The 25,297-nt window shown below is 66.3% G+C and carries 16 protein-coding genes; 4 read left to right on the top strand and 12 right to left on the bottom strand.

Going from position 1 to position 25,297, the window contains the following annotated elements:
* Positions 1-115 precede the first annotated feature (115 nt).
* The 4 genes from AC04MD_RS04520 to AC04MD_RS04505 form a co-directional block, all read right to left on the bottom strand.
* On the bottom strand, positions 116-3,208 hold the full coding sequence (locus tag AC04MD_RS04520) for a TonB-dependent receptor (RefSeq protein ID WP_475496111.1): 3,093 nt from the start codon (positions 3,206-3,208) through the stop codon (positions 116-118).
* A gap of 306 nt (positions 3,209-3,514) precedes the next feature.
* Complete coding sequence (locus AC04MD_RS04515; protein ID WP_475496172.1) at positions 3,515-6,871, bottom strand: GH92 family glycosyl hydrolase; 3,357 nt, start codon at positions 6,869-6,871, stop codon at positions 3,515-3,517.
* The gene (locus tag AC04MD_RS04510; protein ID WP_475496110.1) at positions 6,864-8,144 is read right to left on the bottom strand and encodes an AGE family epimerase/isomerase; all 1,281 of its coding nucleotides are present in this window, start codon (positions 8,142-8,144) and stop codon (positions 6,864-6,866) included. The genes AC04MD_RS04515 and AC04MD_RS04510 overlap by 8 nt, the downstream gene beginning before the upstream one ends.
* Positions 8,141-10,756 (bottom strand): beta-mannosidase, encoded by a 2,616-nt coding sequence (locus AC04MD_RS04505; protein WP_475496171.1) that lies wholly within the window; start codon positions 10,754-10,756, stop codon positions 8,141-8,143. The genes AC04MD_RS04510 and AC04MD_RS04505 overlap by 4 nt, the downstream gene beginning before the upstream one ends.
* Positions 10,757-11,137: 381 nt before the next feature.
* Here AC04MD_RS04505 and AC04MD_RS04500 point away from each other — a divergent pair, with 381 nt between their 5' ends.
* Positions 11,138-13,462 (top strand): GH92 family glycosyl hydrolase, encoded by a 2,325-nt coding sequence (locus tag AC04MD_RS04500; protein WP_475496170.1) that lies wholly within the window; start codon positions 11,138-11,140, stop codon positions 13,460-13,462.
* Positions 13,463-13,477: 15 nt separating this feature from the next.
* On the opposite strand, the gene AC04MD_RS04495 is transcribed toward AC04MD_RS04500, so the two are convergent.
* The 5 genes from AC04MD_RS04495 to AC04MD_RS04475 are packed head-to-tail and all read right to left on the bottom strand — an operon-like array spanning position 13,478 to position 19,355.
* Positions 13,478-14,230, bottom strand: coding sequence for a copper homeostasis protein CutC (locus tag AC04MD_RS04495; RefSeq protein WP_475496109.1), 753 nt, complete (start codon positions 14,228-14,230; stop codon positions 13,478-13,480).
* Positions 14,227-15,240 (bottom strand): glycosylasparaginase, encoded by a 1,014-nt coding sequence (locus tag AC04MD_RS04490; protein ID WP_475496108.1) that lies wholly within the window; start codon positions 15,238-15,240, stop codon positions 14,227-14,229. The genes AC04MD_RS04495 and AC04MD_RS04490 overlap by 4 nt, the downstream gene beginning before the upstream one ends.
* On the bottom strand, positions 15,237-16,250 hold the full coding sequence (locus AC04MD_RS04485; RefSeq protein WP_475496107.1) for a glucokinase: 1,014 nt from the start codon (positions 16,248-16,250) through the stop codon (positions 15,237-15,239). Before AC04MD_RS04485 ends, AC04MD_RS04490 begins: the two co-directional genes overlap by 4 nt.
* Positions 16,251-16,255: 5 nt before the next feature.
* On the bottom strand, positions 16,256-17,059 hold the full coding sequence (gene fdhD / locus AC04MD_RS04480; RefSeq protein ID WP_475496106.1) for a formate dehydrogenase accessory sulfurtransferase FdhD: 804 nt from the start codon (positions 17,057-17,059) through the stop codon (positions 16,256-16,258).
* Positions 17,049-19,355 (bottom strand): FdhF/YdeP family oxidoreductase, encoded by a 2,307-nt coding sequence (locus AC04MD_RS04475; RefSeq protein WP_475496105.1) that lies wholly within the window; start codon positions 19,353-19,355, stop codon positions 17,049-17,051. The genes fdhD and AC04MD_RS04475 overlap by 11 nt, the downstream gene beginning before the upstream one ends.
* A 174-nt stretch (positions 19,356-19,529) precedes the next feature.
* On the opposite strand from AC04MD_RS04475, the gene AC04MD_RS04470 reads away from it, so the two are divergent.
* Positions 19,530-20,765, top strand: coding sequence for an MFS transporter (locus AC04MD_RS04470; protein WP_475496169.1), 1,236 nt, complete (start codon positions 19,530-19,532; stop codon positions 20,763-20,765).
* Between the two features lie 45 nt (positions 20,766-20,810).
* Complete coding sequence (gene hemN / locus AC04MD_RS04465; protein ID WP_475496104.1) at positions 20,811-22,217, top strand: oxygen-independent coproporphyrinogen III oxidase; 1,407 nt, start codon at positions 20,811-20,813, stop codon at positions 22,215-22,217.
* 7 nt (positions 22,218-22,224) lie between these two features.
* Here the strand turns inward: hemN and AC04MD_RS04460 are convergent, their stop codons facing one another.
* Positions 22,225-22,707: a hypothetical protein gene (locus AC04MD_RS04460; protein ID WP_475496103.1), complete on the bottom strand. Its 483-nt coding sequence runs from the start codon at positions 22,705-22,707 to the stop codon at positions 22,225-22,227.
* A 126-nt stretch (positions 22,708-22,833) separates the two neighbouring features.
* Between AC04MD_RS04460 and AC04MD_RS04455 the strand changes: the two genes are divergently transcribed.
* The gene (locus AC04MD_RS04455) at positions 22,834-23,208 is read left to right on the top strand and encodes a DUF4345 domain-containing protein (protein WP_475496102.1); all 375 of its coding nucleotides are present in this window, start codon (positions 22,834-22,836) and stop codon (positions 23,206-23,208) included.
* A gap of 7 nt (positions 23,209-23,215) precedes the next feature.
* Here AC04MD_RS04455 and AC04MD_RS04450 read toward each other — a convergent pair whose 3' ends face one another.
* Positions 23,216-24,751, bottom strand: a complete 1,536-nt coding sequence (locus AC04MD_RS04450; protein ID WP_475496101.1) for a transporter — start codon at positions 24,749-24,751, stop codon at positions 23,216-23,218.
* A 41-nt stretch (positions 24,752-24,792) separates the two neighbouring features.
* On the bottom strand, positions 24,793-25,296 hold the full coding sequence (locus AC04MD_RS04445; protein WP_475496100.1) for a hypothetical protein: 504 nt from the start codon (positions 25,294-25,296) through the stop codon (positions 24,793-24,795).
* Position 25,297: the final 1 nt, after the last annotated feature.

Raw genomic sequence — 25,297 nt, 5'->3', positions numbered from 1 at the left:
GGATGGATCGTCGCATGCGAAGGAAGAAGTGGCCCGGCCGTAGCCGGGCCGTCGGCCCCACGCCGCCCGTTGCCGGGCGGGAGAGAAGTCGTGGGGCCAAACACGGGGGACAGCGTCAGAACTTGTACGTCAGGCCGAGGTAAGCGACGCGGCCCGCATAGCTGTTGGTATAGAAGCGGTCCTTGGTGTCGTCGCCCAGGTGCGAGCGTGTCTCCTCCTCGGTCAGGTTCAGTACCGATGCGCTGATGCTGAGTGCCGGGGTGATGTTGTACGCCGCATTGAGGTCGATCTGGTAGTACGGCTCATCGTAGACGTTCAGGCCGTTGACCAGGCCCTGCACCACTTCGCCGCGACGGTTGTACGAGGCACGCAACAGCAGATTCTGCGTTTCGTAGAACACGGTGAAGTTGGTCTGGTTCTCCGCGCTGCCCGGCATCGAGGTCTCGCCGATCTCGGTGCCGTCCTCCAGGGACACGGCCGCCTTGCTGGCGTCGTTGTAGGTGTAGTTGAACTGGAAGCCGAGGCCGAAATCCAGCGTGTGCTGCGCATAAAGTTCGATGCCCTGCGACACCGCATCCTGGCCGCCGGCCTGCGTGCTGTAGTTCTGCACGGTGACGGTTTCGCCACCGACGACCATGCTGACGTCGTTGATCACGCCTACGGCGAAGTTCTCGACGTTCTTGCGGAACAGCCCCAGACCCACGACGGAGCCCGGCTGGAAGTACCACTCCAGGCCCAGGTCGAACTGGGTGGCCTTGTAGGGCTCCAGCTGCTTGTTGCTGCCCGACCCGTACCAGCCTTGCTCGCCCGCGCCACCGGTCAGGCGACGATCTGCCACGTATTCCGGGCTGAAGTACTCCAGGCTGCCGGGCGCGGCGATGTCGCCGTAGCTCGGACGCGACACGACCTTGGACGCGGCCGCGCGCAGCAGCAGGTTGTCGGTCAGGTCGTACGCAAGGTTGAAGCTCGGCAGTACGTCGGTGTAGTTGCGATCGAGCGCGCTGACGACGAACGATTCCGCCCGCTGTTGGCTGTCCGACAGCCGCCAGTATCCTTCTGTGCCGCAGTAGGTGTCTGCAGGTGCGCCGGTGGGCGCGGCGGCGCCCTGCTGGCATGCAAGCGGATTGCCATCGGTGCCATCGAAGAAGTAATCGTTGTAGGACGTGACCTTGTCGGTGGAATCGGCATGCTGCTTAGTGCGCGCGATGCGGACGCCGACGTTGCCGCGCAGCCGGTCGGTACGGAAGTTGGCCTGCAGATAGGTCGAGTAGATCTTCTCGTCGACGTTGTAGACGAAGTTGTCCTCTTCGCGGGTCTGCATGGGACCGTACGTGCTGTTCAGATAGGCGATGTAGGCCGGATAGTTGATCGCCGGATAGGCACTGGCATTGATGCCGCCGGCCAGGTTGCCCAGGGAGCGCAGGAAGTTCGGCGAGAACTGGGTGGCGATATCGTTGCAGCGACCGTTCCAGTAACGGTTGTTGTAGTCGCTGGGATCGGTGCCCGGGCACACCCAGTAGCTGTTGCCGGTGCTGCGGTGGATGCCGCCATCACGGCCCTTGATGCCGAACTGCAGCGAGTCGAAGAAGTCGCCGTCGAAGTGCCAGGTGCCATCTGCCTGCGCGTACTTCTGCTCGGTGTCGTTGCGGGTCCACGAAGAGCCGGTGGAACCCAGGTCCACCTGCAGGATGCCGTTCTGCAGATTCTGCATGAGCTCAGGCGAGAACGTCATCGTCGGCGTCCCGCTCAGGTCCCACGAACTGGCGAAGTTGCCGTTCGTCCAGCTGCCATCCGCGTTCTGGCGGCGAGGCTTGAGCGGCACGGCGAACTGCAGCTCCGGACCGCCTTCCGCCCAGGTACGGCCGGCCTTGAAAGCGAGGTCCAGCTTCTCGCCGCGCCACTCGGCGCCGAGATCGACCGTCTGCGACAGCGACTTCTCGATATTGTAGCTGCCCGTGATCTGCGGCGTCGGCACGGTGCAGTCGTCCGAACCCCAGCCTCCCGGTGCCATGCCGGCAGCGGCCGCCTCGGCCTCGCTGCAGTAGTACGCCTTGTTCGGGTGCAGGCTGTAGTCGGCGCCGGTGACGATGGTGCCGCTGGGGTCGAAGGTCAGCCCGTCGAGCAGGCGGCCGCCGCGCCAGTTGCCGTCGCCGTAGTAGCGGGCGATGTTCCACTCCGGCACCTTGAGCGTGTTGGTCTGCGAGTCCTGCGACAGGTCGAACCGGAAGTAGTTCGCCGTCAGCGTCAGATTGTCGGTCGGCTTGAACTGGAACGTCAGCTGGCCGCCCTTGCGCTCGCGTTCTTCTTCCTTCACCGCCAGGTTGACCGAGGTCGGCATCATGAAGCCGGTGTAGTAATTGCCGTTCTGGTCCCAGAAGCCGGTGCCACCCCACCAGTTCGAATTGAAGTCGGACGGCCTGCCGTTGACGTCGACCGCGTTGCCGCCTTCGTCGCGGCCGTACCACTGCCAGCTCTCGGTGCTGGCACCCATCGTGCGCGTGGTGCGCTTCTGCTGCGTATAGCCGACGAAGACGCCGAAGCGGTCGTCCTTGTCATGCCAGGAGTAGGACCCCGAGAACTGTCCGTCGGTCTTCTTGGTGGTGTCGGCCCACGTACCTTCGATGGATGCGAAACCGGAATTGGCCTCGAGTTCCAGCGGACGGCGCGTATGCAGGATCACCGTGCCGCCGATGCCGCCTTCGTCGATGCGTGCTTCCGGCGTCTTGAACAGTTCGGCGCTGCCGAGCATGTTCGACGGCAGCAGCGTGTAGTTGAAGGAACGGGTCGGATCGCCGTTGGATTCTGCGCTGGCGATGTAGTTGCCGTTCAACTGGGTCAGGACCAGTTCCGAGGACAGGCCACGGACGCTGACGTTCTTGCCCTCGCCGCCGTCGCGGCTGATGAGGACGCCCGGCACGCGCTGCAGCGCATCGGCAACGTTCTTGTCGGGGAACTTGCCGACGTCTTCGGCGGTGATGACCTCCACGACCGCGTTGGCGTTGCGCTTCTGGTCCAGGCTCTGCTCGATGGAGTAGCGGTAGCCCTTCACCGTCACCGTATCGAGGTCCGTCGCCTGCGACGAGCCCGCGGACGGCGTGGCGTCAGCCTGCTGGGCGAACGTGTCGCCGGAAGCGACGGCGGTGGACAACGCGATGGCGATGCCCACGTACAACGAACTGCGATGACGTGCGTGTGGCGTGCATTTCATTTCAATCACCCTCTCCCAAGATTGATCGGCTGCTGACGCGAAGAATTTGTATCGATCTAAATTTGCAGGAAATAAAAAGAACCGCTGCTGCGTGACCATCCGGGCTCCTGGAACGGCACCCCGCGCCAGTCGCCTCCTTCCTGTCCGTGGATCGAATTAGATCGGTCTAATTCGATGGTGCGCATAATTAGCACAGCAGTTTCCCGGATGCATGCTGCCTCGCAACATCCATGAGCGACTCCGCCCGATGGAACGCCGAGGCGCCCGACGGACGGGCCGTAACCCGCCAGTCGGGTCGCCTCGACTTCATGGCACAGGCGGCCGCTCGACGGCCTGGAGCAGTTCGAGTTCGGACAACGCGAACTGCCCTCCGCCCTCGATTCGCAACCGGTACTCGACGTAGTCCCCCGCCCGTTCGATCCGGAAAGGGCGCAGCTGCCGCGCCCACTCGAAGGACTGGTCGCGACGCTCGTCCAGCAAGATCCACCGGCCATCGTTGCCGCGACCCTCCAGTACCCACGAGAGGCGCTCGATGGCCTGGTCCGCACTCGAGAGCGTGTAGTAGCTGGCGCGGACGGGTGATTGGAAGCGAAGGTCGATGCTGGCATGCGCCGGCAGCAACGACGATGTTCCCGCGTCGTCATCGACCAGTGAAGCGGATCGTTGCGAAGCGAGGCCCTGCACGGTTACCCGGGCGTTCGGTGCCATGTCGACCATGCGGCGGGGCTTCTGTCCCGACGGCGTCAGTGCGGGCGGCAATGCGCCAGCGCCGCTACCCCACGAAGACGGCGTATCGCCCATGACGAACTCGAGAGTCGCTCCGCCCGCAATATCGTCGTGGCGGATCCATGCCTGCCTCCATGGACGGCCGTTGACCTTCAGCGACTGTACGTACACGTTCTGCGCACTGTTGTTGCGCGCGATCACCGTCAGTGTGTGGCCACCTCCAAGCTGCACGCGCGCGAGATCGAACGCGGGCGAGCCGATAACGTACTCCGGTGCGCCCATCCTCAGCGGATACAACCCGAGCATCCCGAACAGGTACCACGCCGACATCTCGCCGTTGTCCTCGTCCCCGGGGTATCCCTGGCCGATCTCGCTGCCGAGGTAAAGCCGGCGCATGACATCGCGGGTGATCTGCTGTGTCTTCCAGGGCTGGCCGGCCGCCACGTACATCCAGGGAATGTGGTGCGAAGGTTGATTGCTGTGCGCGTACATGCCCATCCGTACGTCCCGCGCCTCGGTCATCTCATGGATGATGTTCCCGTAGGACCCCGAGAACTGCTTCTCCGCCGTTTCCGGCGTGGCAAAGAATGTATCCAGCCGCTGCGCCAGCGCCTCTTCGCCACCGAACAACGAGGCCAGCCCTGCCCCGTCGTGCGGCACGGTGAAGGCGAACGTCCAGGCGTTGGCTTCGGTGTAGTCGCCGCCCCAGACGCGCGGGTCGAATTCCGAGGCCGGCGGATGCCAGCTGCCGTTGGGTGACCGGCCGCGGAAGAACCGCGTTGCAGGATCGAACAGGTGCACGTAGTCGGTCGCGCGCGCCTGGAAGTACTCGGCCTCTTCCCGGTAACGCGTCGCGCGCGCCGCATCCTTCTCTTCCGTCGCCAGGGCGAGACCGAGTTGCGCCACGCCGAAATCGTTCAAGGCCCCTTCCAGCGTCCAGGACAGACCCTCATGCACGCTGTTGTCGGCATAGCCCCGGTACATCGAACGCGCGAGGCCCTTGCGGCCCACGTTCGATACCGGCGGCACCACCGTCGCATTGCGTAGCGCTGCCTCGTAGGCTTCGTGCGCATCGAAGCCGCGCACGCCTTTCAGCCAGGCATCGGCGAACGCGACGTCCGAACTCGTACCCACCATCAGGTCGGCGTAGCCCGGCGACGACCAGCGCGCAATCCAGCCGCCATCGCGATACTGCTGCAGGAATCCGTCGATCATCTCGCCCGCGCGCTCCGGCGCGAACAGCGAGTACGCTGGCCACGTGGTGCGGAACGTGTCCCAGAAGCCGTTGTTGACGTAGATCTTTCCCTCTCGCACGGGTGCCGAAGTGCGCTGCGCATCGCCCGCCGCATTGTCCTTGGACCAGCTGTTCTGGTCCGCATGACGCCAGTTGGGATGCTCGTTGCTGCCGACGTTCTCGTGTGCGACGTTCGGATACAGGAACAGCCGGTACAGGTTGGAATAGACCGTCACGCGCTGGTCTTCGCTGGCCCCTTCAACCTCGACCCGGCCCAGCAACTCGTCCCAGGCCGCCTGCGCGCGGTCGCGCACCGTCTCGAACCCGGCATTGCCGATTTCCAGATCGAGGTTGCGGCGGGCCTGCTCCACCGAGATCAATGAAGTAGCGATGCGCATGGTCACCTCGCGCTCCCTCCCCGGCGTGAACTTCACGTAGCCGGTGGGACGGCCGGTCTCGATCGATCCGCTCTGCCGCCACGGCTGGTCGAACCGCGCATAGACGAACATCCGCGTCGCACCGTTGGACAGGCCGCTGCGCGTATCGGTGAAACCGCTCAGCGTCTGCGTGTCCGCATCCAGCGTCAGCCCACCGCGTGCGTCCACATTGTCGAACAACAGATTGGCGTCGCCTTCCTCCGGAAAACGGAAGCGGAAGACCGCGGCACGCTCGCTCGGCGCGATTTCAGTCCGGATGCCATTGTCGAAGTCCACACGATAGGTATGCGGGCGGGCCTCCTCCCGATCATGGGAGAACGACAGCGCGCGCTTCTGCCGATCAGCCTCGGGAATGCCGACTGACGCCGAGGGCATCACCTGGAAGGTCTGTCGATCGCCCATCCACGGGCTGGGCTGGTGGCTGATCGAAAGCGCCTGCAGGCGCGGCCGGTTGTCGGGTCCGTTGTGTTCGTTCCAGCGATACAGCCAGCTCAGGGAGCCGCCATCGGTGACCGGCACCCAGAAATTGAAACCGTGCGGCATCGCCGTGGCGGCGATGTTGTTGCCCCGTGAGAACGTGCTGTTGGACTGGGTTCCACGCGTGGTCAGCACGTAATCGCTGGGGCGACGCCGGTCGACGGGCGCATGGCGCTCGATGGCGACGTCGTCGATCCAGCCGGAGGAATCGCCACGCGATCCGGGTTCGAGCTGGAGTTCGATGGCACGGATAAGCCTTCCACGAAGGGCCGCCACCTCGCCGACGCGCACCTGCTTGCGCGCCCACTGCTGCGGGTAGAGCGTCATGGACGTCGCCTGTCCGCGCGCCGTCACCGGTGCGCCATGCTGATCGGTCACGGCGAGATCGGACAGGCGACGACCGTCATCGAACACCAGATCCACCGATACGCCCGTCGAAGCGGCGGTATCGCCGGCGACGATTTCCGGCAGCACCATCCACGACAGCACGGTGTCCTTCTCCACCTCGATGTCGACTGCGAACAGTGCCACGCGGGCAGCGGCGGAACTCCGGTAGTTCAGTGCACGATCGCCCGTATAGCCCTTCCCAACCATGGCGGCGTACGGCTGCCTGGGGCCGTTGCCGACGCTGACAAGGCCATCCGCCTGCGCGGTTCGAGGGAGCGGCTCGCCCGTCTCGAATGAGGTCGAGAAGCCCGCATCGCGTGCGGATGCCAGGTTCGATGCCAGCAGCAGCATCAGGGAAGCGGAAAGCGGCAGCGGGCCACGGACGGGAAGTCGATCACGCATGCGCGCGCAGCACGGAAAGAACGTCATGGCAGGCTCCCATGGTGTGGTAGTCGGTCTTGCCCGCAGGGCTCTTGTCGTCGTCGTACTTGTGGTTGTGCCGGTCGAGGATTCGGAACCAAGCACCGTGGACGTGGTCGACCATGTGCGTCCAGGCGTAGTCCCACAACCTGTCGTACCACTGCCAGTAGGCTTCATCGCCGGTAACGACCGCCAGCCTGGCCGCACACGCCAGCGACTCGGCCTGCACCCAGAAATACTTGTCGTCGTCGCAGATGAAATGGTGTCCGTCGGGCAACGAAGGCCCTTCGATGTCCTTGCGCAACGACTCGGGCGCGAAGCCGTAGACCAGGCCGCCTTGCTCCGCATCCCAGGACGCAATCATCGACCTGTCGAACAGATCGCGAGCCTTCGCGATCAGCCAGTCCGCGGGGGCGCCTGCACGTCGCAGATGCCCCTCGAGGATCAGCAGCAGCTTGGCCCACTCGGTCTGGTGCCCGGGCTGGAATCCCCACGGACGGAACAGATGCTTGGGATCATCGCGGTGATAGTCGGTATCGACACGCCATTGCGGGTCGTAGTGCTCCCAGACCAGGCCTTTGGTCTGGTCGGCTTGCCGGCGCGTCATGTGGTCCGCGAGTTGCAGGGCACGATCCAGGTAGCGTGCATCCCCACTCGCTTCGTACGCCGCGAGCATCGCCTCGCACATGTGCATGTTGGCGTTCTGTCCGCGGTAGTCGCTGAACTGCCACTCCCTCGACGCTTCATCGCGGTACAGGCCAAATCCGGGCTCCCAGTAGCGCGACTCAAGCAGGTCCCAATGCGCCTCCATCCATCCACGGCATTCCTCTATGCCTGCCTTCAGTGCGATGGAGTACGCGAGCAACACGAACGCCGCGCCGTAGCAATGCTGGGTCGTGTCTTCCGGCATGCCGTCCCGCAGCGTCCAGAAGTAGCCGCCGCTCACCGGATCCAGATGCCTTTCACGCAGGAAGGCGAGACCGTGGCGCACCGCGCCCATATACTCATCGCGAAGCGCGGCATCCTCGTCGCCGAACTCCAGCGCCGCCGTCGCGTAGTTGAAGACGAAACGCGTGCTGCTGACCAGGTGACGGTGCGATGCGTCGTAGACGCGCCCATCGTCCTTGAAATAGTGAAAGAAGCCGCCCGTCGGATCGATGCAGCGTGGATGGTAGAACGCCATGGTCCGGCGTATGTGGTCGCGCAGGAAGGCCTCGCTGCGGAAATCATCGTGAGCGGGAACGGGGTGTGTCATGGCGAAGCGGTGCTCCGTGAAGAAATGGGGTTGGAAAGTTCGCCAGCGAGCGTGCGGATGCGAAGTGCATCGCGCAGGGCGTCGATACCGGCATTCGAGTCGATGCGCAGCGTGATGGATTCGCCCGGCAACAGGGTCAGCGCATTGTCCGAGATCTCCGCGTCCAGGTCGCCGAAGTCGATCCAGGTCGCGCGTGCCAGCGTGTCCGAGCTGAGGTCGAGTACCGTGTTACTACCATCGTGGCGCAGTTCCGTCTTCAGGTCCGGCAGCTTCCAGCCGAATTCCCGGGCCGTGGTGAAGTACACGATTTCGCGCGCGGGGGGCTCGCCTTCGACGACGAGATCGAACACGGCCACCGCCTTGGCGGGGTCCGCGTCGCCCAGGAGATCCCGGTCGGCGTACGAAGCGACCTGGACCGCCGACAGCGGCGACAACTCGACCGCCGTGCGTTGATCGCGCATCACACGGCCATCGGCCGTCATGACCCGTACGCGCCATTCTCCCCGCCGCGCCGTCGTCCGGTCCGACACAAGGCTGACCGCGGTGCGGCCCTCCTTGCGCAGCGCGGTCAATGCCACGGGCGCGAAGAACCGGCGCGCGTGGAACTGCATGGCCTTCCATCGCCCGAACCAGTCGATGCCCGACCACGACGCGCCCGGCCACACATCGTTGAGCTGCCAGTAAAGCGAGCCCATGGTGTGCGGCCGACTGGCGCGATGGTGGCGCGCGGCCAGCCCGATCCCTTCGGCTTGCATCACCTGGCTGAGGTAGGCGAAATCGTCGAAATCCTTCGGCTCGCCGAATTCCATCCGGATGTAGTGCAGCAGGCGATCGTTGCCCTTGCCTGCCAGGAATTTCTGGTGCGCTTCGACGATGGGTGAATCGATGCGCTGGTCGCTCCGTGGGATTGCGTGATCGATGGTCCGACGCACCGGCCAGGCCTGCAGGCCATACTCGGACATGAAGCGCGGTGTGACGTCGAGGTAGGCCGAAGGCGGATGCGCAGGGTTGCCCCACACTTCCCAGTAGTGCATGTCGCCGCTGGCTGGTGTATTCGCCACGTCCGCCATATCGTCGCTGGGCGAACTGGGCCAGTAGGTGATTCCACCCGCCTGCTCTTCCACGACGCGGCGCAGATCGCGGTCGAACAGTTGCACGTAGCCATCCCACACCTTGGCGGCAAACGCGGGATCGGCTTCCTTCAACGCCTTGCCGTGGCCCCAGTACTTCCAGGCGATTTCTTCCTCGTTGTTGCCGCACCACAACACGACGCTGGCATGGTTGCGCCGGCGTTTCACCTGGTCGTGCGCCTCGGCGATGACGTTCGCGCGGAATGCCGGATCGTACGCCGGCTGCATGCCGCCGCCGAACATGAAGTCCTGCCACACCATCAGACCCAGCTCGTCCGCGATCTCGTAGAACGCGTCGCTTTCGTAGTAGCCGCCGCCCCAGCTGCGCACCATGTTCATGTTGGCGTCGACCGCGGATTTCAGCACGCGACGCAGCTGGGCAGGCGTGACCCGCGAAGGGAACATGTCGAAGGGGATCGAGTTCGCGCCTTTGGCGAACACCGGGATATCGTTGACGACGAAGGCGAAGCTGCGTCCGGCGGCGTCGCGTTCGCGCCGCAGCTCGACGCTGCGCAGGCCGGTACGCACCATGCGTGTGTCCGCGACGTCCGCTCCTCGCAGGATCTCCACGCCGAAGGTGTAAAGCGGCTGCGCGCCATAACCGGCTGGATACCAGCGCTGCGGTCGTTCGACACGGAAGGAATGCGCGATACGGTTGACGCCCCGGGTCAGTACCATCTGCTGCGTGGCCACGACCGTCCTGTCGCCATGGGGATCGGTCTTCCATACACGGACCAGATAGTCGCCCGGTTGCGCAGCGTCCACGGTGGCGATCGCGGTGATCTCCGCCGCCGCCTCCGTCACACGGTCCTGGCGCACCTGCAGGTCTTCCAGCCTGGCGGCATTCCAGCTCGTCAGCTGCACGGACCGCCAGATGCCGGCGGTGACGTAGCGTGGACCCCAGTCCCAGCCATAGTGGTAGCCGGGTTTGCGTACGAAGTTCGCCGTCATGGCGTCTTTCGGCTCATCACCGTAAGGCGATGGATAGTTGCCGGCGATGCGATGCGGCATCGCCTGCACCCGCGGCAACAGCTTCCCGATCGGCGAGTGCAGCACCACGCGCAGTTCGTTGGGCCCCTCGCGCAGCAGGCCCTGCACCGGGATGCGCCAGGTGCGGAAGGCGTTGTCGGCCTCCAATACCTTCTTTCCATTGAGGAAGATGTCCGCAAACGTATCCAGGCCGTCGAACGCCAGCTCGCTTCGAGAGGCCGCGTGCTCACGCGCACTTGCCTGGAACGTGGTGCGGTACTCCCAGTCCACCAGCCCGATCCACTGCAACCCGGCCTCGGGCGCGCCGACGTAAGGGTCGGGAATCAGTCCGTGGGCCAGCAGGTCGGTATGGACCGTGCCCGGCATCGACGCGGATCGCCACGACGAAGCGACTCCTGTTCTCCCGTCTGCGGCGGGAAGCTGCCTGAACTCCCAGCCCTCGTGCAGCAAGCGCTGCTCTTTCGCCTGGGCGCCGATGCTGACGAGCAGCATCGCGCACACGCATAGCGCACGGATCGCGGTGTAGGCGCGTAACCGGCTTGCCGCAGGAGAAGTCGTGGACCCGGTATGCATGCAGGATTCCGTGGCAACGGCGACGCGCCCGATGGTGATGCGGTACCCGTCCGCGCAACGCCATGGACGTGGACGCCGGCGGGCTTTTTTTGGATCGATCCAATTCGACTGCAGATTTACCATGCCGTTCGCGATCTTGCATGCTGCTCCGCAACAGCGTCGACCGGTCCGCCACGAAGGATGATCGCGCGCACGCTACAGCCACGCCCGATGACCGGGCTCCGGCGCCTGTGCTAGCGTTCCGGGAAATTCGACCGATCTAAAGGCCTGGAAATGAAGCAGCTCGGTGCGGCGGCGGTGATGCTGGCGGGAATCGCGGGAAGCTCCGCTCTGATGTCGGCAGGCGCGCTGGCGGCCCCCGCCAGCGTAGGCGAAGCGGCCTACCAGGCGGTCGACCCTTTCATCGGTACCGGCGGCGAAGGCCACACCTTCCCGGGCGCCACCGTGCCGTTCGGCATGGTGCAACTGTCGCCGGACACCCGTATCCAGCCGCGCAAGGACGGCTATGGATGGGCAGCCGGCTATCGCTACAGCGACACCACCATCGTCGGCTTCTCGCACACCCATTTCTCGGGCACAGGCCATTCGGACCTGGGCGATCTGCTGCTGATGCCGACGACCGGCGAGCTGAAGCTGGAGCGTGGCGATCCGGACAAGCCGCGCAGCGGATATACCTCGCGCTTCCGCCACGCGACGGAGATCGCGCACCCCGGCTACTACGCCGTCACGCTGGACGACCACGACGTGCGCGCCGAGCTGACCGCGAGCCTTCGCGTCGGCATGCATCGCTATGCGTTCCCCGCAGGCAAGCCCGCGCATGTCGTGCTGGACCTGCGCACCAGCATGTACGACTACCCCGGCAAGATCTCGTGGTCGCGGATACGCGTGCGTCCCGACGGCACCGTGACCGGCTTCCGCGAAACGCGCGGCTGGGCCCCGGGCCGTCAGCTCTACTTCGCCGTGCGCTTCTCCCGGCCGCTTGCCGACCACCAGTTGCACAACACCGAACAGGACATTCCCTACAAGGGCTTCCCGCCGCCGGGCGAGAAGGATCCCCGCCAGCGGGCGCAGATCGAAGGCCGCCAACTGGTGGCCGCCTTTGATCTTGAACCCGAAGGCGACCAGCCCGTGCTGGTGAAGGTGGCCATCTCGCCGGTGAGTGAGGAAGGCGCCATCGCCAATCTCGACGCAGAGGCGCCGGAGTGGGATTTCGATGGCATGCGCGCATCCGCGAAACGGCAGTGGAGCGACGCGTTGGGGGCGGTCGAAGCGCAGGGCGATGCGGCGCAGCGCACCAGCTTCTACACCGCGCTGTACCACACGCTGCTGGGCCCTACCCTGTTCATGGACAGCGACGGCCGTTACCGCGGCCCCGACAACGCCGTGCATCAGGCCGACGGCTGGACCAACTATTCCACCTTCTCGCTGTGGGACACCTACCGCGCTCTGCATCCACTGGCCACGCTGGTGCAGCCGGAGCAGCGCACCAACGACTTCGTCAACTCGCTGCTGGCATCGCGTCGAGAAAGCCCGTACGGCGTACTGCCCGTATGGTCGTTCCATGGCCTGGAGACGTGGTGCATGATCGGCTACCACGCCGTGCCGGTGATCGCTGACGCGTATATGAAGGGTATCCGCGGCTACGACGCCGACGAAGCGCTGCAAGCCATGGTCGCCAGTGCCAATTACGGCCCCTACGACGGCATCGCCGCCTATCGCGAACTTGGCTACGTGCCGATCGATGAGGAAGGCGAAGCCGCCAGCAAGACGCTGGAGTACGCCTACGACGACTGGACCATCGCGCAGATGGCGCAGGCGATGGGCAAGCGGGACGTGGCGGAGGAGTTCTCCCGCCGTGCGGCGAACTGGAAGCATGCGTTCGATCCGTCCACCGGCTTCATGCGTGCACGCAAGCGCGACGGCGCGTTCCGCGAGCCGTTCGATCCCGCGGCCAGCGGCTACGGGACGGACTACACCGAAGGCAATGCCTGGCAGTACTCCTGGTATGTCCCGCAGGACGTGGCCGGCCTGGCGGCGGCGCACGGTGGCAACGACGCGCTGCTTGCACGCCTCGATGCGGTGTTCGACGCCAAGGTCGACCCGTCCGTGTTCGAGCACATGGAAGACATCACCGGCCTGATCGGCTGGTATGCGCACGGCAACGAGCCGAGCCACCACGTCGCCTACCTGTACGCCGCCGCAGGCCAGCCCTGGCGTACGCAGGCGCGGCTGAAGCAGATCATGGATACCCAGTACGCGCCGCGGCCCGATGGTCTGGCCGGCAACGACGACCTCGGCCAGATGTCGGCGTGGTACGTATTCACCGCTCTCGGCTTCTATCCTGTCGCGCCAGCAAGCAACCAGTACGTGCTGGGGCGCCCGTTCCTGCCGCGCGCCACGCTGCATCTTCCCAACGGCAAGCGCTTCACCGTCGTCGCCGACGGCCTGGACGCTGCGCACACCTACGTGGGACGGATCACGCTCAACGGCAAGCTGCTCGACCGCACGTACCTGGAGCACACGGACATCATGGCTGGTGGCGAGCTGCGCTTCACGATGCAGGCCTCGCCGGAGAAGGACCGAACGGAAGGCATGTTGAAGCTTCCCTATTCGATGACCCGATAAGGCGATCGGGTACGCTCACGCGCCGGACGCGATCGCGTCCAGGGCCTCGCGCAGCGCACGGACGCGCACCGGATCGGTTTCCATCCAGTCGGCCGGCAGGCCGTCCAGCGCAGGCGCGCGGAAGCGCATTGCGGACATCCGTGCGCCCTTGGCGGATGCATGGAACTCGCGGGCGCCGGTGCTCGTGGCGAGCGCCGCAACGTTGTCGGCGGTAACGCCAGCCCCTGGCATCACGACGATGCGTACACTGGCCTGGCGCATGCAGGCAGCGATGTTTCCGGCGCCGTCGACAGCGGTGGCACGTCCGCCCGACGTCAGCAGGCGCGAGAACCCCGACGCAATGACCTGCTCCAGCGCGGACCCCGGATCGCTGACGACATCGAACGCGCGGTGGAACGTGACCGGCAACGATCCCGCCGCGGAGACGAACTGCCGGCATAGCGGCTGATCAATGCATCCATCGGCATCCAGGGCGCCGACCACGATGCCATCGCAACCCAGTCGGACACAGCACTCGATGTCGCGCAGCATCACGTCGACTTCCTGCGTGTCATACAAGAAGTCGCCGGCACGCGGACGCACCAGCACGAACAGGGGAATGCGCAGGCGTTCGCGCGCCATCGCCAGCATGCCGTAGGACGGGGTGGTGCCTCCGGACTCCAGCCCTTCGCAGAGTTCCACACGATCGGCACCGGCCTGCTGTGCCGCCAGCGCGGACGCGAGCGAGCCTGCCGCGATTTCCAGCACGTGTGACGCCCTTGCGTTCATGCATCCTCGCCATAGATGGCGTCGGACGCGAGCAACGCGTCCTGCCTTCCCGCATCGCAGACGGCATAGACGAAGCCGCCATGCAGCGCGAACGCACCCACGTCGCCGTGCTTGTCGATGGCAAGGAAGCAGACCTGCAGCGACTTGCTGGCTTCCGGCCGCTTGCGCACGACCCGTTCGATAGCCTCGCGGCACGCGTCCATCGGCGTACGCCCCTGCCGCATCAGTTCCACCACCAGGAAGCTCGCTGCGTTGCGGATCATCTCCTCGCCGACACCGGAGGCCGTCGCGGCGCCCACCTCGTTGTCCACGTATAGGCCCGCGCCGATGATGGGACTGTCGCCGACACGCCCGCGCATCTTCCAGGCCATGCCACTGGTCGTGCACGCGCCCGCCAGGCGCCCGTTCCGGTCGATCGCCAGCATCCCGAGCGTGTCGTGGTTCTCCTTGTTGCCTGGCTTGAGGTTGCGCTCGACGTTGATTTGCGGCTCGTACATCGCGCGTTCGCGCCACGCCTGCCAGGCCTTCTCGGCCTCTGGCGTCAGCAAGGCCTTTCGTTGGAACCCTTGCGCCACCGCGAACTGCTGCGCGCCCTCGCCCACCAGCATCACATGCGGTGTGTCTTCCATTACCCGGCGCGCAACGCTGATCGGATGATCGATCTCTTCCAATGCCGCAACGGCGCCGCAGCGCCCGTCGCCATCCATGATGCTGGCGTCCAGCGTCAGGATGCCGCCCCTGTCGGGATTGCCGCAGCGTCCGACGGTGGGATTGCACAGATCGGTCTCGGCCCAGCGTGCACCCTGCTCGACGGCATCCAGCGCACTCCCGCCCGCGGACAGGCGCTTCCAGGCCGCCTGGTTGGCGCCGACGCCGAAGTCCCAGGTGGACACCACGCGGCCGCCGTCCGCAAGGCGGAGACCGGAAGGCGCGGCCATCGTCCCGCGGGACACCGCCATCGCGCCTGCCGACAGGGCCATCTGGCCCAGGAACCTTCTCCTGCCTTTCATGCGCGCTCCTCGATGAGGTGTCCGTGGCACGACGTGGCCTGCGTCCGCCAGTACAGGGCGGCACCTGCCAGGCCGAGCTGCCCGTGTTCGATGCGCCACACGGGTGGCGGCACCCGTGTCGCGAACTTCACGGCATACCGTTGCTGGAAAGGTCCTGCATGCAGGAACGCCGCGATGTGCGAGGTCACCCCGCCCGCCAGGTAGACCTCGCGTGCACCGAGGGTCAGCACCAGATCAGCCACCAGGCTGCCGAGCCATCCGCAGAAGATATCGAGTGTCTCGCACGCGATGCTTTCTCCGGCCGACGCGGCCGTCACGACCTGCTCCGCCGACTGATGGTGCAGCGGTACACCACGCATGCGTGCCAAGCTTCCATACAGATGCATCATGCCGGTGCCCGACAGTACGCGCTCGTTGTCCACGTGTGGCCACTGCCGGACAAGATCCTGCATCACCTCCAGTTCCAACGCCGTACTCGCAGCGAGCGCAGCGTGACCGGACTCCGTCAGCAGCACGTGGGCCCCGAGCGGATCGAGGCACATCGCCGCCCCCAGTCCCGTACCCGGCCCCAGCACGAGGGCCGGCGTCTGCAGGTCGCCGTCGCACGGGCCCTGCACGAGAGGAACCAGTGTCTGCCGCGCGATACCGGGGATGGCGTGGGCGACGGCACCGAAGTCATTGATCAGGGCAAGCGACGCCAGGCGCGCGTCGGCCGCCGTGCGCGCGACCGAGACTTCCCACGGCAGATTCGCGTTGACCAGACGGTCGTCCTGCAGATAGCCGGCGATGGCCACGACGGCATCGCTCACCTGCCATCCGGCATGTCCACGCGCCATCCGCACGCGATAGGTGTCCAGGATGTGCGCCAGCGACGTGTAGTCCGCACACCGGTAAACCTCCACATCGGCCACGTCGTGCCCGTCGAGGGTCCATCCCAACCGCGCATGCGTGCCGCCCACGTCGGCGACGACGCAGGCGTTGGCGTATGGCCGTTCTTGCATGAAGTGCATGTCGCTCAGTCCAGTCCGCCTGGATGGCTGTAGACCACATGCCGGCCGCGGCGAAGAAATCCGACCAGCGTCAGCCCGCAGCCTTCCGCCAGATCCACGGCCAGCGCGGTCGGCGCCGAGATCGCCGCCAGCAACGGAATGCCGGCCGTCGCCGCCTTCGCTACCATCTCGTAACTCGCACGACTGGTGATCAGGGCGAAGCCTGTTCCGGCATCGATGCCTTCCCGTCGCATTGCGCCGATCAGCTTGTCAAGTGCGTTGTGGCGACCGACATCTTCGCGGACCAGCATCAGCGTGCCATCCGCCCTCGCCCATGCCGCCGCGTGGATGGCGCCGGTGGCGGCATTCATAGGCTGTCTCTGCTCCAGCCCGATCCGCGCAACGTCCAGCGCCGTCGACGCGACGACACTACCGCGCTCCATCACCCTCGGTTGCCTGACCAAATCCTCCAGGCGCCGGTTACCGCAGATGCCGCACCCGCTGCGGCCGGGCAGCCAGCGTTGCGCGTCTGCCATGCGAGCAGGCAACGGGTGGCGCGTGCGAAGGTCGAGCTGGATGCCTTCGAGCAAGAGTTGTACGTCCACGGACACGAGATCCTCGGCGACCAGGCCCAGCTCGGTCAGCGCGAACCCGTGGGCGAAATCCTCCAGGTCGCAGGGCGACACCATCATCACCGCCAACGGCTCGCCGTTGACGTGGATCGCCAGCGGGACTTCCTCCGCCAACCAGTCCTGCCGCACCGTAGACACGCCTGCAGTGACGTCGACGACCTCGCGTTGCGCCACGCCGTCGATACGATCAGCCTGCATCGGCATCCACGGCCTGCTTGCGTACCGTCACCGGAATCGATTTGTAGGCCGGCGTCCCCGACTGCGGATCGTGGCTGTCCAGCGGCACCAGGCGGTTGCCTTCGGGGTAATACATCGCCGCCGAACCGCGCGGCAGGTCGTACTCGACCGCGATGAAGCCGGATACCGTCCGCGCGGCAGCTGGCGTGCCCTGCATACACGACGACACATCGATCCGGTCGCCCGATTCCAATCCGCGCGCCTGCATGTCGTGACGGTTCATGAAGACCACGTCGCGCCGGCCGCTGACGCCGCGGTAGCGGTCATCGAAGCCGTAGATCGTCGTGTTGTACTGGTCGTGCGACCGGATCGTGGTCAGCGTCAACAGATCACGACGGTCGCTGCCGGGATCTTCGTCGAGGCCGGGCGCGACCAGGAAGCGCGCCTTCCTGCCCGGACCCCAGTTGCGCTCGGATGCGCCGATGTACAGGCGGAAACCGCCAGGCTCGCGCACCCGCCGGTTGAAATCCTTGAACATCGGGAACACGGCTTCGATGTCGTCGCGGATACGATCGTAGTCGCCGACCAGCCCGTCCCAGTCCACCTTCGTCTGCGGCAGCGTCGCCTTGGCGATGCCGGCGACGATGGCAGGTTCCGACAGCAGGTGCTCCGACGCCGGCGGCAGACCGCCCTGCGAGGCATGCACCATCGACATCGAATCCTCCACCGTCACCGACTGCAGTCCGCTGGCCTGCACGTCGCGCTCCGTACGGCCCAGGCAGGGCAAGAGGAATGCCTGCTTAGCCGGGATCAGGTGCGAGCGGTTCAACTTGGTGGCGATATGCACGACCAGGTCGAGCGTGCGCATCGCCGGGATCGTGGTGTCCGGATCCGGCATCGCCACGGCGAGGTTGCCGCCCATGCAGACCAGCGCACGCGAACGGCCATCGCGTATCGCGCGCACGGCCTCCACCGCATCATGGCCATGCGTCAGCGGGAACTCGAAGCCGTAGGTCCGCCTGATCGCGTCGACCAGGGCCTGCGTGGGCTTCTCGGTGATGCCGACGGTACGGTCGCCCTGCACGTTGGAGTGTCCGCGGATCGGTGCGATGCCGGCGCCCTGCTTGCCGACGTTACCGCGCAGCAGCATCAGGTTCGCCATCTGCTGCACGTTCTGGGTGCCCCGCCGGTGCTGGGTCATGCCCATGCCGTAGCAGAGGATCACGCGCTCCGCGCCGGCGTAGAGCCGCGCGACGGCGGCGATGTCCTCGCGCGACAGGCCGGAATGTTCGACGACCTCGTCCCAGCTCGTACGCGCGAGATCCTCGCGCAAGCTTTCGAGCCCTTCGGTGTGCTCGGCGATGAAGACATGGTCCAGCACGCCGGCGCCGCCTGCAGCGAGATCCTCGGCATCCGCTTCCAGCAACCACTTCATCATGCCCTTCAGCAGCGCCAGATCGCCACCGATCTTCACCTGGTAGTACGTCTGCGCGATCGGCGTGGCGCTGTTGGTCAGCATCTCGGCTGGATGCTGCGGCGAGGTGAAGCGCTCCAACCCGCGCTCGCGCAGCGGGTTCACTGCCACGATGGGCACGCCGCGCTTCGACACTTCGCGCAGGGTGGACAGCATGCGCGGATGGTTGGTGCCGGGATTGTGGCCGAAGCTGAAGAGCGCATCGCAATGCGCGAAGTCGTCCAGCGTCACCGTGCCCTTGCCCACGCCGATGGATTCCGGCAGGCCGACGCTGGTCGCCTCGTGGCACATGTTGGAGCAATCTGGGAAGTTGTTGGTGCCGTACTCGCGCACCATCAACTGGTAGAGGAAGGCGGCTTCGTTCGAGGTGCGGCCGGAGGTATAGAACTCGGCCATGTCAGGATGCGGGAGCGCGCGCAGCGCCTCACCGATGCGTTTGAATGCCTCGTCCCAGCCGATCGGCACGTAGCGGTCCGCATCGGCGTCGTACACCATCGGATGGGTCAGCCGGCCTTCGTCCTCCAGCGCGTGGTCGCTCCACTCCCAGAGTCCGGCCAGCGTGTGACCGGCGAAGAACTCCGGTGTCGCGCGCTTGCCGGTGGCTTCCCACGACACCGCCTTGGCGCCGTTCTCGCAGAACTCGAACGACGAGGTGTGCTTCGGATCCGGCCATGCGCAACCGGGGCAATCGAACCCGGCAGGCTGGTTGACGCGACGCAGCGCCGAGGTTTCGCGCCCGACCGCCATCTGGCTCTTCACCGCGCGCGCGACCGCGGCGAGCGCGCCCCAACCGCCCGCGGCGCCTTCGTACTCGTCGATGCCTGGAACCTTGCGCTCCGCCATCGGAATATCCTTCCCATGCATGCCATCGCCGTTGTCGCGGCAGGATACCCGATGGCATCGCGCAGCACGCAGGTTCGGGCAGTGCTGCCGCATGTGAACCGGTCGCTCAGCATCGGGTTGCTAGCATGCGGAGCGTTCCCACACCGGTGTCGTCCCCAGCCTGTGCTCCGCATCCTGCTTCCGATCACCGCGCTGCTTGCCAGCGTCGCCCTGCTGCTGGCCGGCAATGGACTGCTGGGGACGCTGCTGGCGATGCGCAGCCAAGTGGAGGGATGGGGCGAGCGCACGACTGGCCTGGTGATGTCGGGCTACTTTGTCGGTTTCTTCCTCGGTACGTTCACCGCGCCGCCGCTGATACGCCGCGTCGGCCACATCCGCGCCTTCGCCTTCCACGCTGCGCTGGCGGCGGCGGCGGTCCTCGTCTATCCGCTGTTCCTGGAGCCGGCCGGCTGGATGCTGTTGCGCGTGGTCACCGGCATGGCGCTGGTGGGCCTGTGCACGGTGATCGAGAGCTGGCTGAACGCGCAAGCAGCGCCGGAACACCGCAGCCGCGTATTCGGCGTGTACATGGTGGTGTCGCTGCTCGCGCTGGCGGCCGGGCAGTTGCTGCTCGACCTGCATCCGCCGCGCAGCCCGGTCTTGTTCAGTGTCGTGGCGATCCTGTTCGCGCTGGCCATCCTGCCGGTCAGTGCCACCCGCCTGGTACCGCCGGTGATGACGGTGGCACCGAAGATCCACCTGATCGAGATCTGCCGCGTGGCGCCCAGCGCCGCCGCCGGCGCCGTGCTGGCAGGGCTCGCACTGGGCGCGTTCTGGGGCATGGGCGCGGTGTACGCCGCCTCGCTCGGGCTGGACCGTGCCGGCATCGGCACCTTCATGGCGGTGACCATCATCGGCGGCGCTGCCCTGCAGTTGCCGATCGGTCGCCTGTCTGACCGCGGAGATCGTCGCAGCACGCTGGCGCTGGTGGCCGCAGGGGGCGCCTCCACGGCGCTGCTCGCGCTGCACTTCGATGCGCAGGTACATGCGCTGTTCTTCCTCTTCGGGGGGCTGGCGTTCGCGCTGTACCCGCTGGCGGTGGCGCATCTGCTGGACCGCCTGCCGGCCGAGCAACTGCTGGCCGGTTGCAGTGCGTTGCTGCTGCTCAACGGCATCGGTGCGGCCATCGGCCCTGCGGCGGCAGGCGCCCTGATGCAGGCATTCGGCCCCACGGCGCTGCCGCTGTTCTTCGCCACCACCTTGGGCCTGCTGGCGCTGGTGGCGGGTGGCCGTCGCGTGTTCAAGGTACGCGAGCTGCTGCATCCGGGCAGGTTCCATCCGATGCTGCGCACCACGCCTGCCGCGCTGGAGATGCTGCCCGAGATTCCCGATGCCCCTGAAGCCGGGGGGCATGATTCGCGCGTGAATTGATTCCGATCAATGCGGCGGCAGCGGCTGCGTCCTAGCCTGTGCGCCATGGGTATCAGTTCCCCCTCACCGCTGTTCGATGCGGACCTGCTGCGGCGCTACGACACGCCGGGCCCGCGTTACACGTCCTATCCGACCGCGCCGCAGTTCAGCACGGGCTTCGGCGTGCAGGAGCTCCGTGAACATGCCGCCGCGACCAACCGACTGGACGCCGCACGTCCCTTGTCGCTGTACGTGCATGTCCCGTTCTGCACCAGCCCCTGCTTCTACTGCGGCTGCAACCGGGTAATCACGCGCGACAGGGCGCGCGGCGAGCTGTACCTGGACTATCTGTACCGCGAGATCGCGCGCATGGCGCCGCTGTTCGACAGCGGTCGGCCGGTCGTGCAACTGCATTTCGGTGGCGGCACGCCCAATTTCCTGACACCTGTTCAGATCGCGGACTGCGTGGCCGAATTGCGCAGCCAGTTCAGCTTCGCGACCTCCGGCACGATGGACTTCTCGATCGAACTGGATCCCCGCTTCGTCACCCCTGCGGACATTGGCGAACTCGCACGTATCGGCTTCAACCGCGCCAGCCTGGGCGTGCAGGACTTCGATCCCCGCGTGCAGAAGGCCGTGAACCGCGTGCAGGGCGTCGAAGAGACGCTGGCCATCGTCGCCGCGTGCCGCGAGCACGGCATGCGCTCCGTGAACATCGACCTCATCTACGGCCTGCCGAAGCAGACGCGTGAAGGCTTCGAGCGGACACTGGACATCGTGGTCGACGCGCGTCCCGATCGCATTGCCGTGTACAGCTACGCGCATCTGCCGCAGCTGTTCAAGCCGCAGCAGCGCATCGCGCAGGAAGACCTGCCCGATCCGGAGACGAAACTCGTGCTGCTGCAGTGCGCGATCGAGCGCCTGGTCGCGGCCGGCTATGTCTATATCGGCATGGACCATTTCGCCCTGCCCGACGACGATCTGGCGCGTGCGCAGGCGCGTGGCGACCTGCATCGCAACTTCATGGGCTACACGACCCATGCCGACAGCGACCTGATCGGCTTCGGCGTGAGCGCGATCAGCCACATCGGCGACAGCTTCAGCCAGAACCCGCGCGACATCCCGAGCTGGGAGCGCGCCATCGACGATGGCCGGCTGCCGGTCTGGCGCGGCATGCCCTTGGACCACGACGACGTGCTGCGCGCGGAGGTGATCCAGGAACTGATGTGCCACGGCAGACTGGACTATGCGCGCATCGGCAAGCGCTTCAATATCGTGTTCACCGACTACTTCACCGATGCCCTGCCCCGGCTGCAGGCGCTGGCCGACGACGGCCTGCTGAGCTTCACGCGGGTCGGCTTCCAGGCCACCCCCAAGGGCCGGCTGCTGCTGCGTGTCATCGCGATGTGCTTCGACCGCTACCTGCCCACCGCACCGGCCGCGGACGCGCCACGGTTCTCGCGCACGGTCTGAGCCGCTGTCAGCGACAGGCTTCGTTGACGCGATCGTCGAGCTTGCGACTCGTCGCGAAGTCGCGTTTCAGACCGAGCCTTGCATACGCCTGATCGCGCGCCTTCTTCGCTCGTTCACAGGCGGTCGCGTCGCGATGCATCGAGATCACAGCGGCCTGTGCCGATCCCGGCCTGCGCCTGGTGGAGGTACGGGCGGGCTGGCGCGTACGGCGGTCACCCTCCAACGCGCGCGGCGCAGGTGCCGACGGTGCCGACAAGACAGGCGATGGAGCCTGCACCGGATAATCGCGCACCCACTCGGTGCGCTGCGAGGCAGAGCACGCCGTGGACTGGTAATGAGAGTGGCCATCCGCACCACGGCACTTGTGAATGGCGTCGCCCGCCCAGGCCGGCACGCAGAGCACCGTAAGGAAGGCCGCCAGCGCGGGACAGCTCACGCGTGAAGACGTCGGGGACATGTCGTGCTCCTGCAGGGGGTTCACCTGCAGCATCACGCTGTGCCGTCACGCCCGGCATCGGGGAATGTCGCCTTCCACCGTCGGGCTTCGACCCCCTTTCACCGCCCCATCACTACGCGCCCGGCATGAAAGACGTCCTCTTTCCGGTTGGAGCGCGTCATGGTCTCGGCCTACCTCTACCTCAATGCCGCGATCTACCTGGTCTTCGCCGCGTGGTGTGCCATCGCACCGGCGCGTACCGCAGCCGCGGTGGGTTACGCCTCGCTGACCCGCTCGGGGCAGACGGAGTACCTGACGATCTACGGCGGCCTGCAGCTGGGCCTGGCGTTCCTGTTCGCCTGGTTCGCGTGGAGCCAGCAGATGCGCACCGGCCTGGTGTTGGCGCTCGCGCTGTACGTGCCGATCGTGCTCTTCCGCAGCGTCGGACTGATGCGCTGGTGGCCGGTCGATACCACCACCCTCCTGCTCGCCGCCACCGAATGGCTGATGCTGGGGGTCGGGCTGTGGCTGTGGTGGCAGGGCCGGCCGGGCTGACGCGTCGTCAGAAGTTGATCGGCACGCGCGCGGTGAACGTCATGTCCGGCGTATCGCGGGTGATGCCGACGCCGAGTGCGACGTTGAGCGACATGCGGTCGCTGAAGCGGTAGGTGCCGCCCAGCAGCAGCGTGCCGAGCGTCGTGCGCACCGCACCGGCGACCTCTTCGCCGTTCTGCTTGGTCTTGCCCACAATGCTGGTGTCGTAGCCGATGCTGATGGCCGCCTTCTCGTTGAGCGCCAGGCCCATGCCGAGGTTGAAGCCCAGGATGTCGCCCGCCTTGATGTCGCCGAGGAACTCGGTCTCGCCGCCCAGCACGCGCCGCGACACGTCGCTGCGCTTGAAATTGTGCAGGTAGCTGAGGCTGCCGAAGAACACGACCGGATCGGACGGATACAGCCAGGTGATGCCGGGCTGCACGGCATTGAAACCGCTGCCCGTGGGCAGGTCCAGCGGCAGGCCGGTGCCGGTGGTATTGGCCACACAACGCGTTACGCAATCGGTGGTGACGTCGAACAGGTCGCGGCCGGTGCGGCTCTTGTAGCGCAACCAGGCGATGTAGAAGGGCTTGTCGGCGCCGCCGCGGTTGATCTGGTAGCGGCCGGTCAGCTCCACGTCGCCCATGCCGCTGCCGCGCGCATTGAACACGCGGTCCTGCGCGGAGCCGGTGAAGATCTCGCGGCTGACGGTGTCGCTGTGGATGTAGACGTAAGGCAGTTTCGCTTCCAGTTCCATGCGCTTGCTGACGCCATAGCGGCCCGTCAGCGTGGCGACGGCGGTGGTCGTCTTCACCTGCCGTACGTCGATCAGGCCGATCAGGATCGCCGGGATGATGGTGTAGCCCACCAGCGCCACCCGGTCGTTCGCCGAATAGCCGTACTGGATCGCGGGCTCCACCACCAGCTTGCCCTTCGGGGTGAGCACGCCGGGCTGGTCGAAGATCTGCGCCACCTCCGGCGGCCGTGAATCGCTCTCCGGTGCCTGGCCCACGCGCTGCGGCGCCTGCGCATCGCCAGCGGCCGGCGGTGCCGCCTGTGCTCCCGCTGCCTGCGCACTGCGGGCCGGCGCGGTGGCCTGTGCCACCTGCGGGCCGGCATCCTGTGTGGGCACGATGTCGCTTATCGCTGGCGGAGGCACCGATGCCGGCGACGGACCGACGACGATGTAGGTGGGCGAGCCCGCCGGCGCATCGCGGAACGTCGGCGCCTGGTTCAGCGACGGCACGATGACGGGGGCGGGGGCGCCACGCGCACGCGCGTTGGCGAGGATTTCCTCGTTCAACGCGTTCTGCAGGCCGAAGATCTGCTGCTCCTGCGCCTGCATCAGTTCGCGCATCTGCTGCAGCCGCTGGGTCTGTTCGTTGAGCTGCCGCTGCAGAGCATCCAGCCGCGCGTCGGCGGTGATCTCGTAGGGCTGCGTCGGAATCGGTGGCGATGGCGTGGCGGGAAGCGGAAGGTCCTGGGCCCTCGCCTGCCCGGCCTGCACACCCAGCCCGACGGCCAACGCCAGCGGTGCCACTTCGATCAGAGACGTCCCTTTCATGATGTTCCCCTTGTCGTGTGCGGTGGTCGCGGCCGCGTGCGTCACGGGCCGCCGGGCGCGCGGATCAGTGCGTCGGTCAACGCGCCGCTGGCATTGAGGTTCTGGTAGGCGCCCAGCGTGTCGACGCCGACGTCGATGCGGGTGACGGTGCGGATGTCCTGGTCGTCGAGCGTGTTCTGGATGATCAGCCCACCGGCGACCTGCGCGGGATCGAAGCGGTTGCCGTCGCCGATCTGCACGACCAGCCCGCGATTGAAGTCGGCCAACGCCTGCGCCTGCTCTGGCGTGATGCGGGCGACGTCGGGCACCTGCACCGCGATGCGGGCCGTCAGCTCGCCGTTGAGGAAGACGACACGCTCGATGCCGAACGACAGCATCATGCCGGACGGCATCTGGAAGCCACCGCGCATCTGCGCCAGCCGTCCCGGATCCACCGGCTGCCATTCGCTGCCCAGCTCACCGCTCTGTCCGCGCGCGCCCGCGGGCATCAGCAGGGCCGCCAGCAACACCGCCGTCCACCGCAGTGTGTGTCGTTTCCCGTCCATG

The organism is Pseudoxanthomonas sp. LjRoot206, assembly GCF_056175725.1.
The sequence above is the reverse complement of the archived record's forward strand: the minus strand, read 5'-3'. Positions and strand labels throughout refer to the sequence as shown.

Bases quoted from the DNA above. Each gene is read 5' to 3' on its own strand.
- AC04MD_RS04490 (WP_475496108.1), bottom strand. From the start codon at position 15,240: ATGAAAGGCAGGAGAAGGTTCCTGGGCCAGATGGCCCTGTCGGCAGGC.
- AC04MD_RS04450 (WP_475496101.1), bottom strand. From the start codon at position 24,751: ATGAAAGGGACGTCTCTGATCGAAGTGGCACCGCTGGCGTTGGCCGTC.
- AC04MD_RS04510 (WP_475496110.1), bottom strand. From the start codon at position 8,144: ATGACACACCCCGTTCCCGCTCACGATGATTTCCGCAGCGAGGCCTTC.
- AC04MD_RS04495 (WP_475496109.1), bottom strand. From the start codon at position 14,230: ATGAACGCAAGGGCGTCACACGTGCTGGAAATCGCGGCAGGCTCGCTC.
- fdhD (WP_475496106.1), bottom strand. From the start codon at position 17,059: ATGCAGGCTGATCGTATCGACGGCGTGGCGCAACGCGAGGTCGTCGAC.
- AC04MD_RS04500 (WP_475496170.1), top strand. From the start codon at position 11,138: ATGCTGGCGGGAATCGCGGGAAGCTCCGCTCTGATGTCGGCAGGCGCG.
- hemN (WP_475496104.1), top strand. From the start codon at position 20,811: ATGGGTATCAGTTCCCCCTCACCGCTGTTCGATGCGGACCTGCTGCGG.
- AC04MD_RS04520 (WP_475496111.1), bottom strand. From the start codon at position 3,208: ATGAAATGCACGCCACACGCACGTCATCGCAGTTCGTTGTACGTGGGC.
- AC04MD_RS04505 (WP_475496171.1), bottom strand. From the start codon at position 10,756: ATGCTGCTCGTCAGCATCGGCGCCCAGGCGAAAGAGCAGCGCTTGCTG.
- AC04MD_RS04515 (WP_475496172.1), bottom strand. From the start codon at position 6,871: ATGCGTGATCGACTTCCCGTCCGTGGCCCGCTGCCGCTTTCCGCTTCC.
- AC04MD_RS04485 (WP_475496107.1), bottom strand. From the start codon at position 16,250: ATGCACTTCATGCAAGAACGGCCATACGCCAACGCCTGCGTCGTCGCC.
- AC04MD_RS04460 (WP_475496103.1), bottom strand. From the start codon at position 22,707: ATGCTGCAGGTGAACCCCCTGCAGGAGCACGACATGTCCCCGACGTCT.
- AC04MD_RS04475 (WP_475496105.1), bottom strand. From the start codon at position 19,355: ATGGCGGAGCGCAAGGTTCCAGGCATCGACGAGTACGAAGGCGCCGCG.
- AC04MD_RS04445 (WP_475496100.1), bottom strand. From the start codon at position 25,296: ATGGACGGGAAACGACACACACTGCGGTGGACGGCGGTGTTGCTGGCG.
- AC04MD_RS04455 (WP_475496102.1), top strand. From the start codon at position 22,834: ATGGTCTCGGCCTACCTCTACCTCAATGCCGCGATCTACCTGGTCTTC.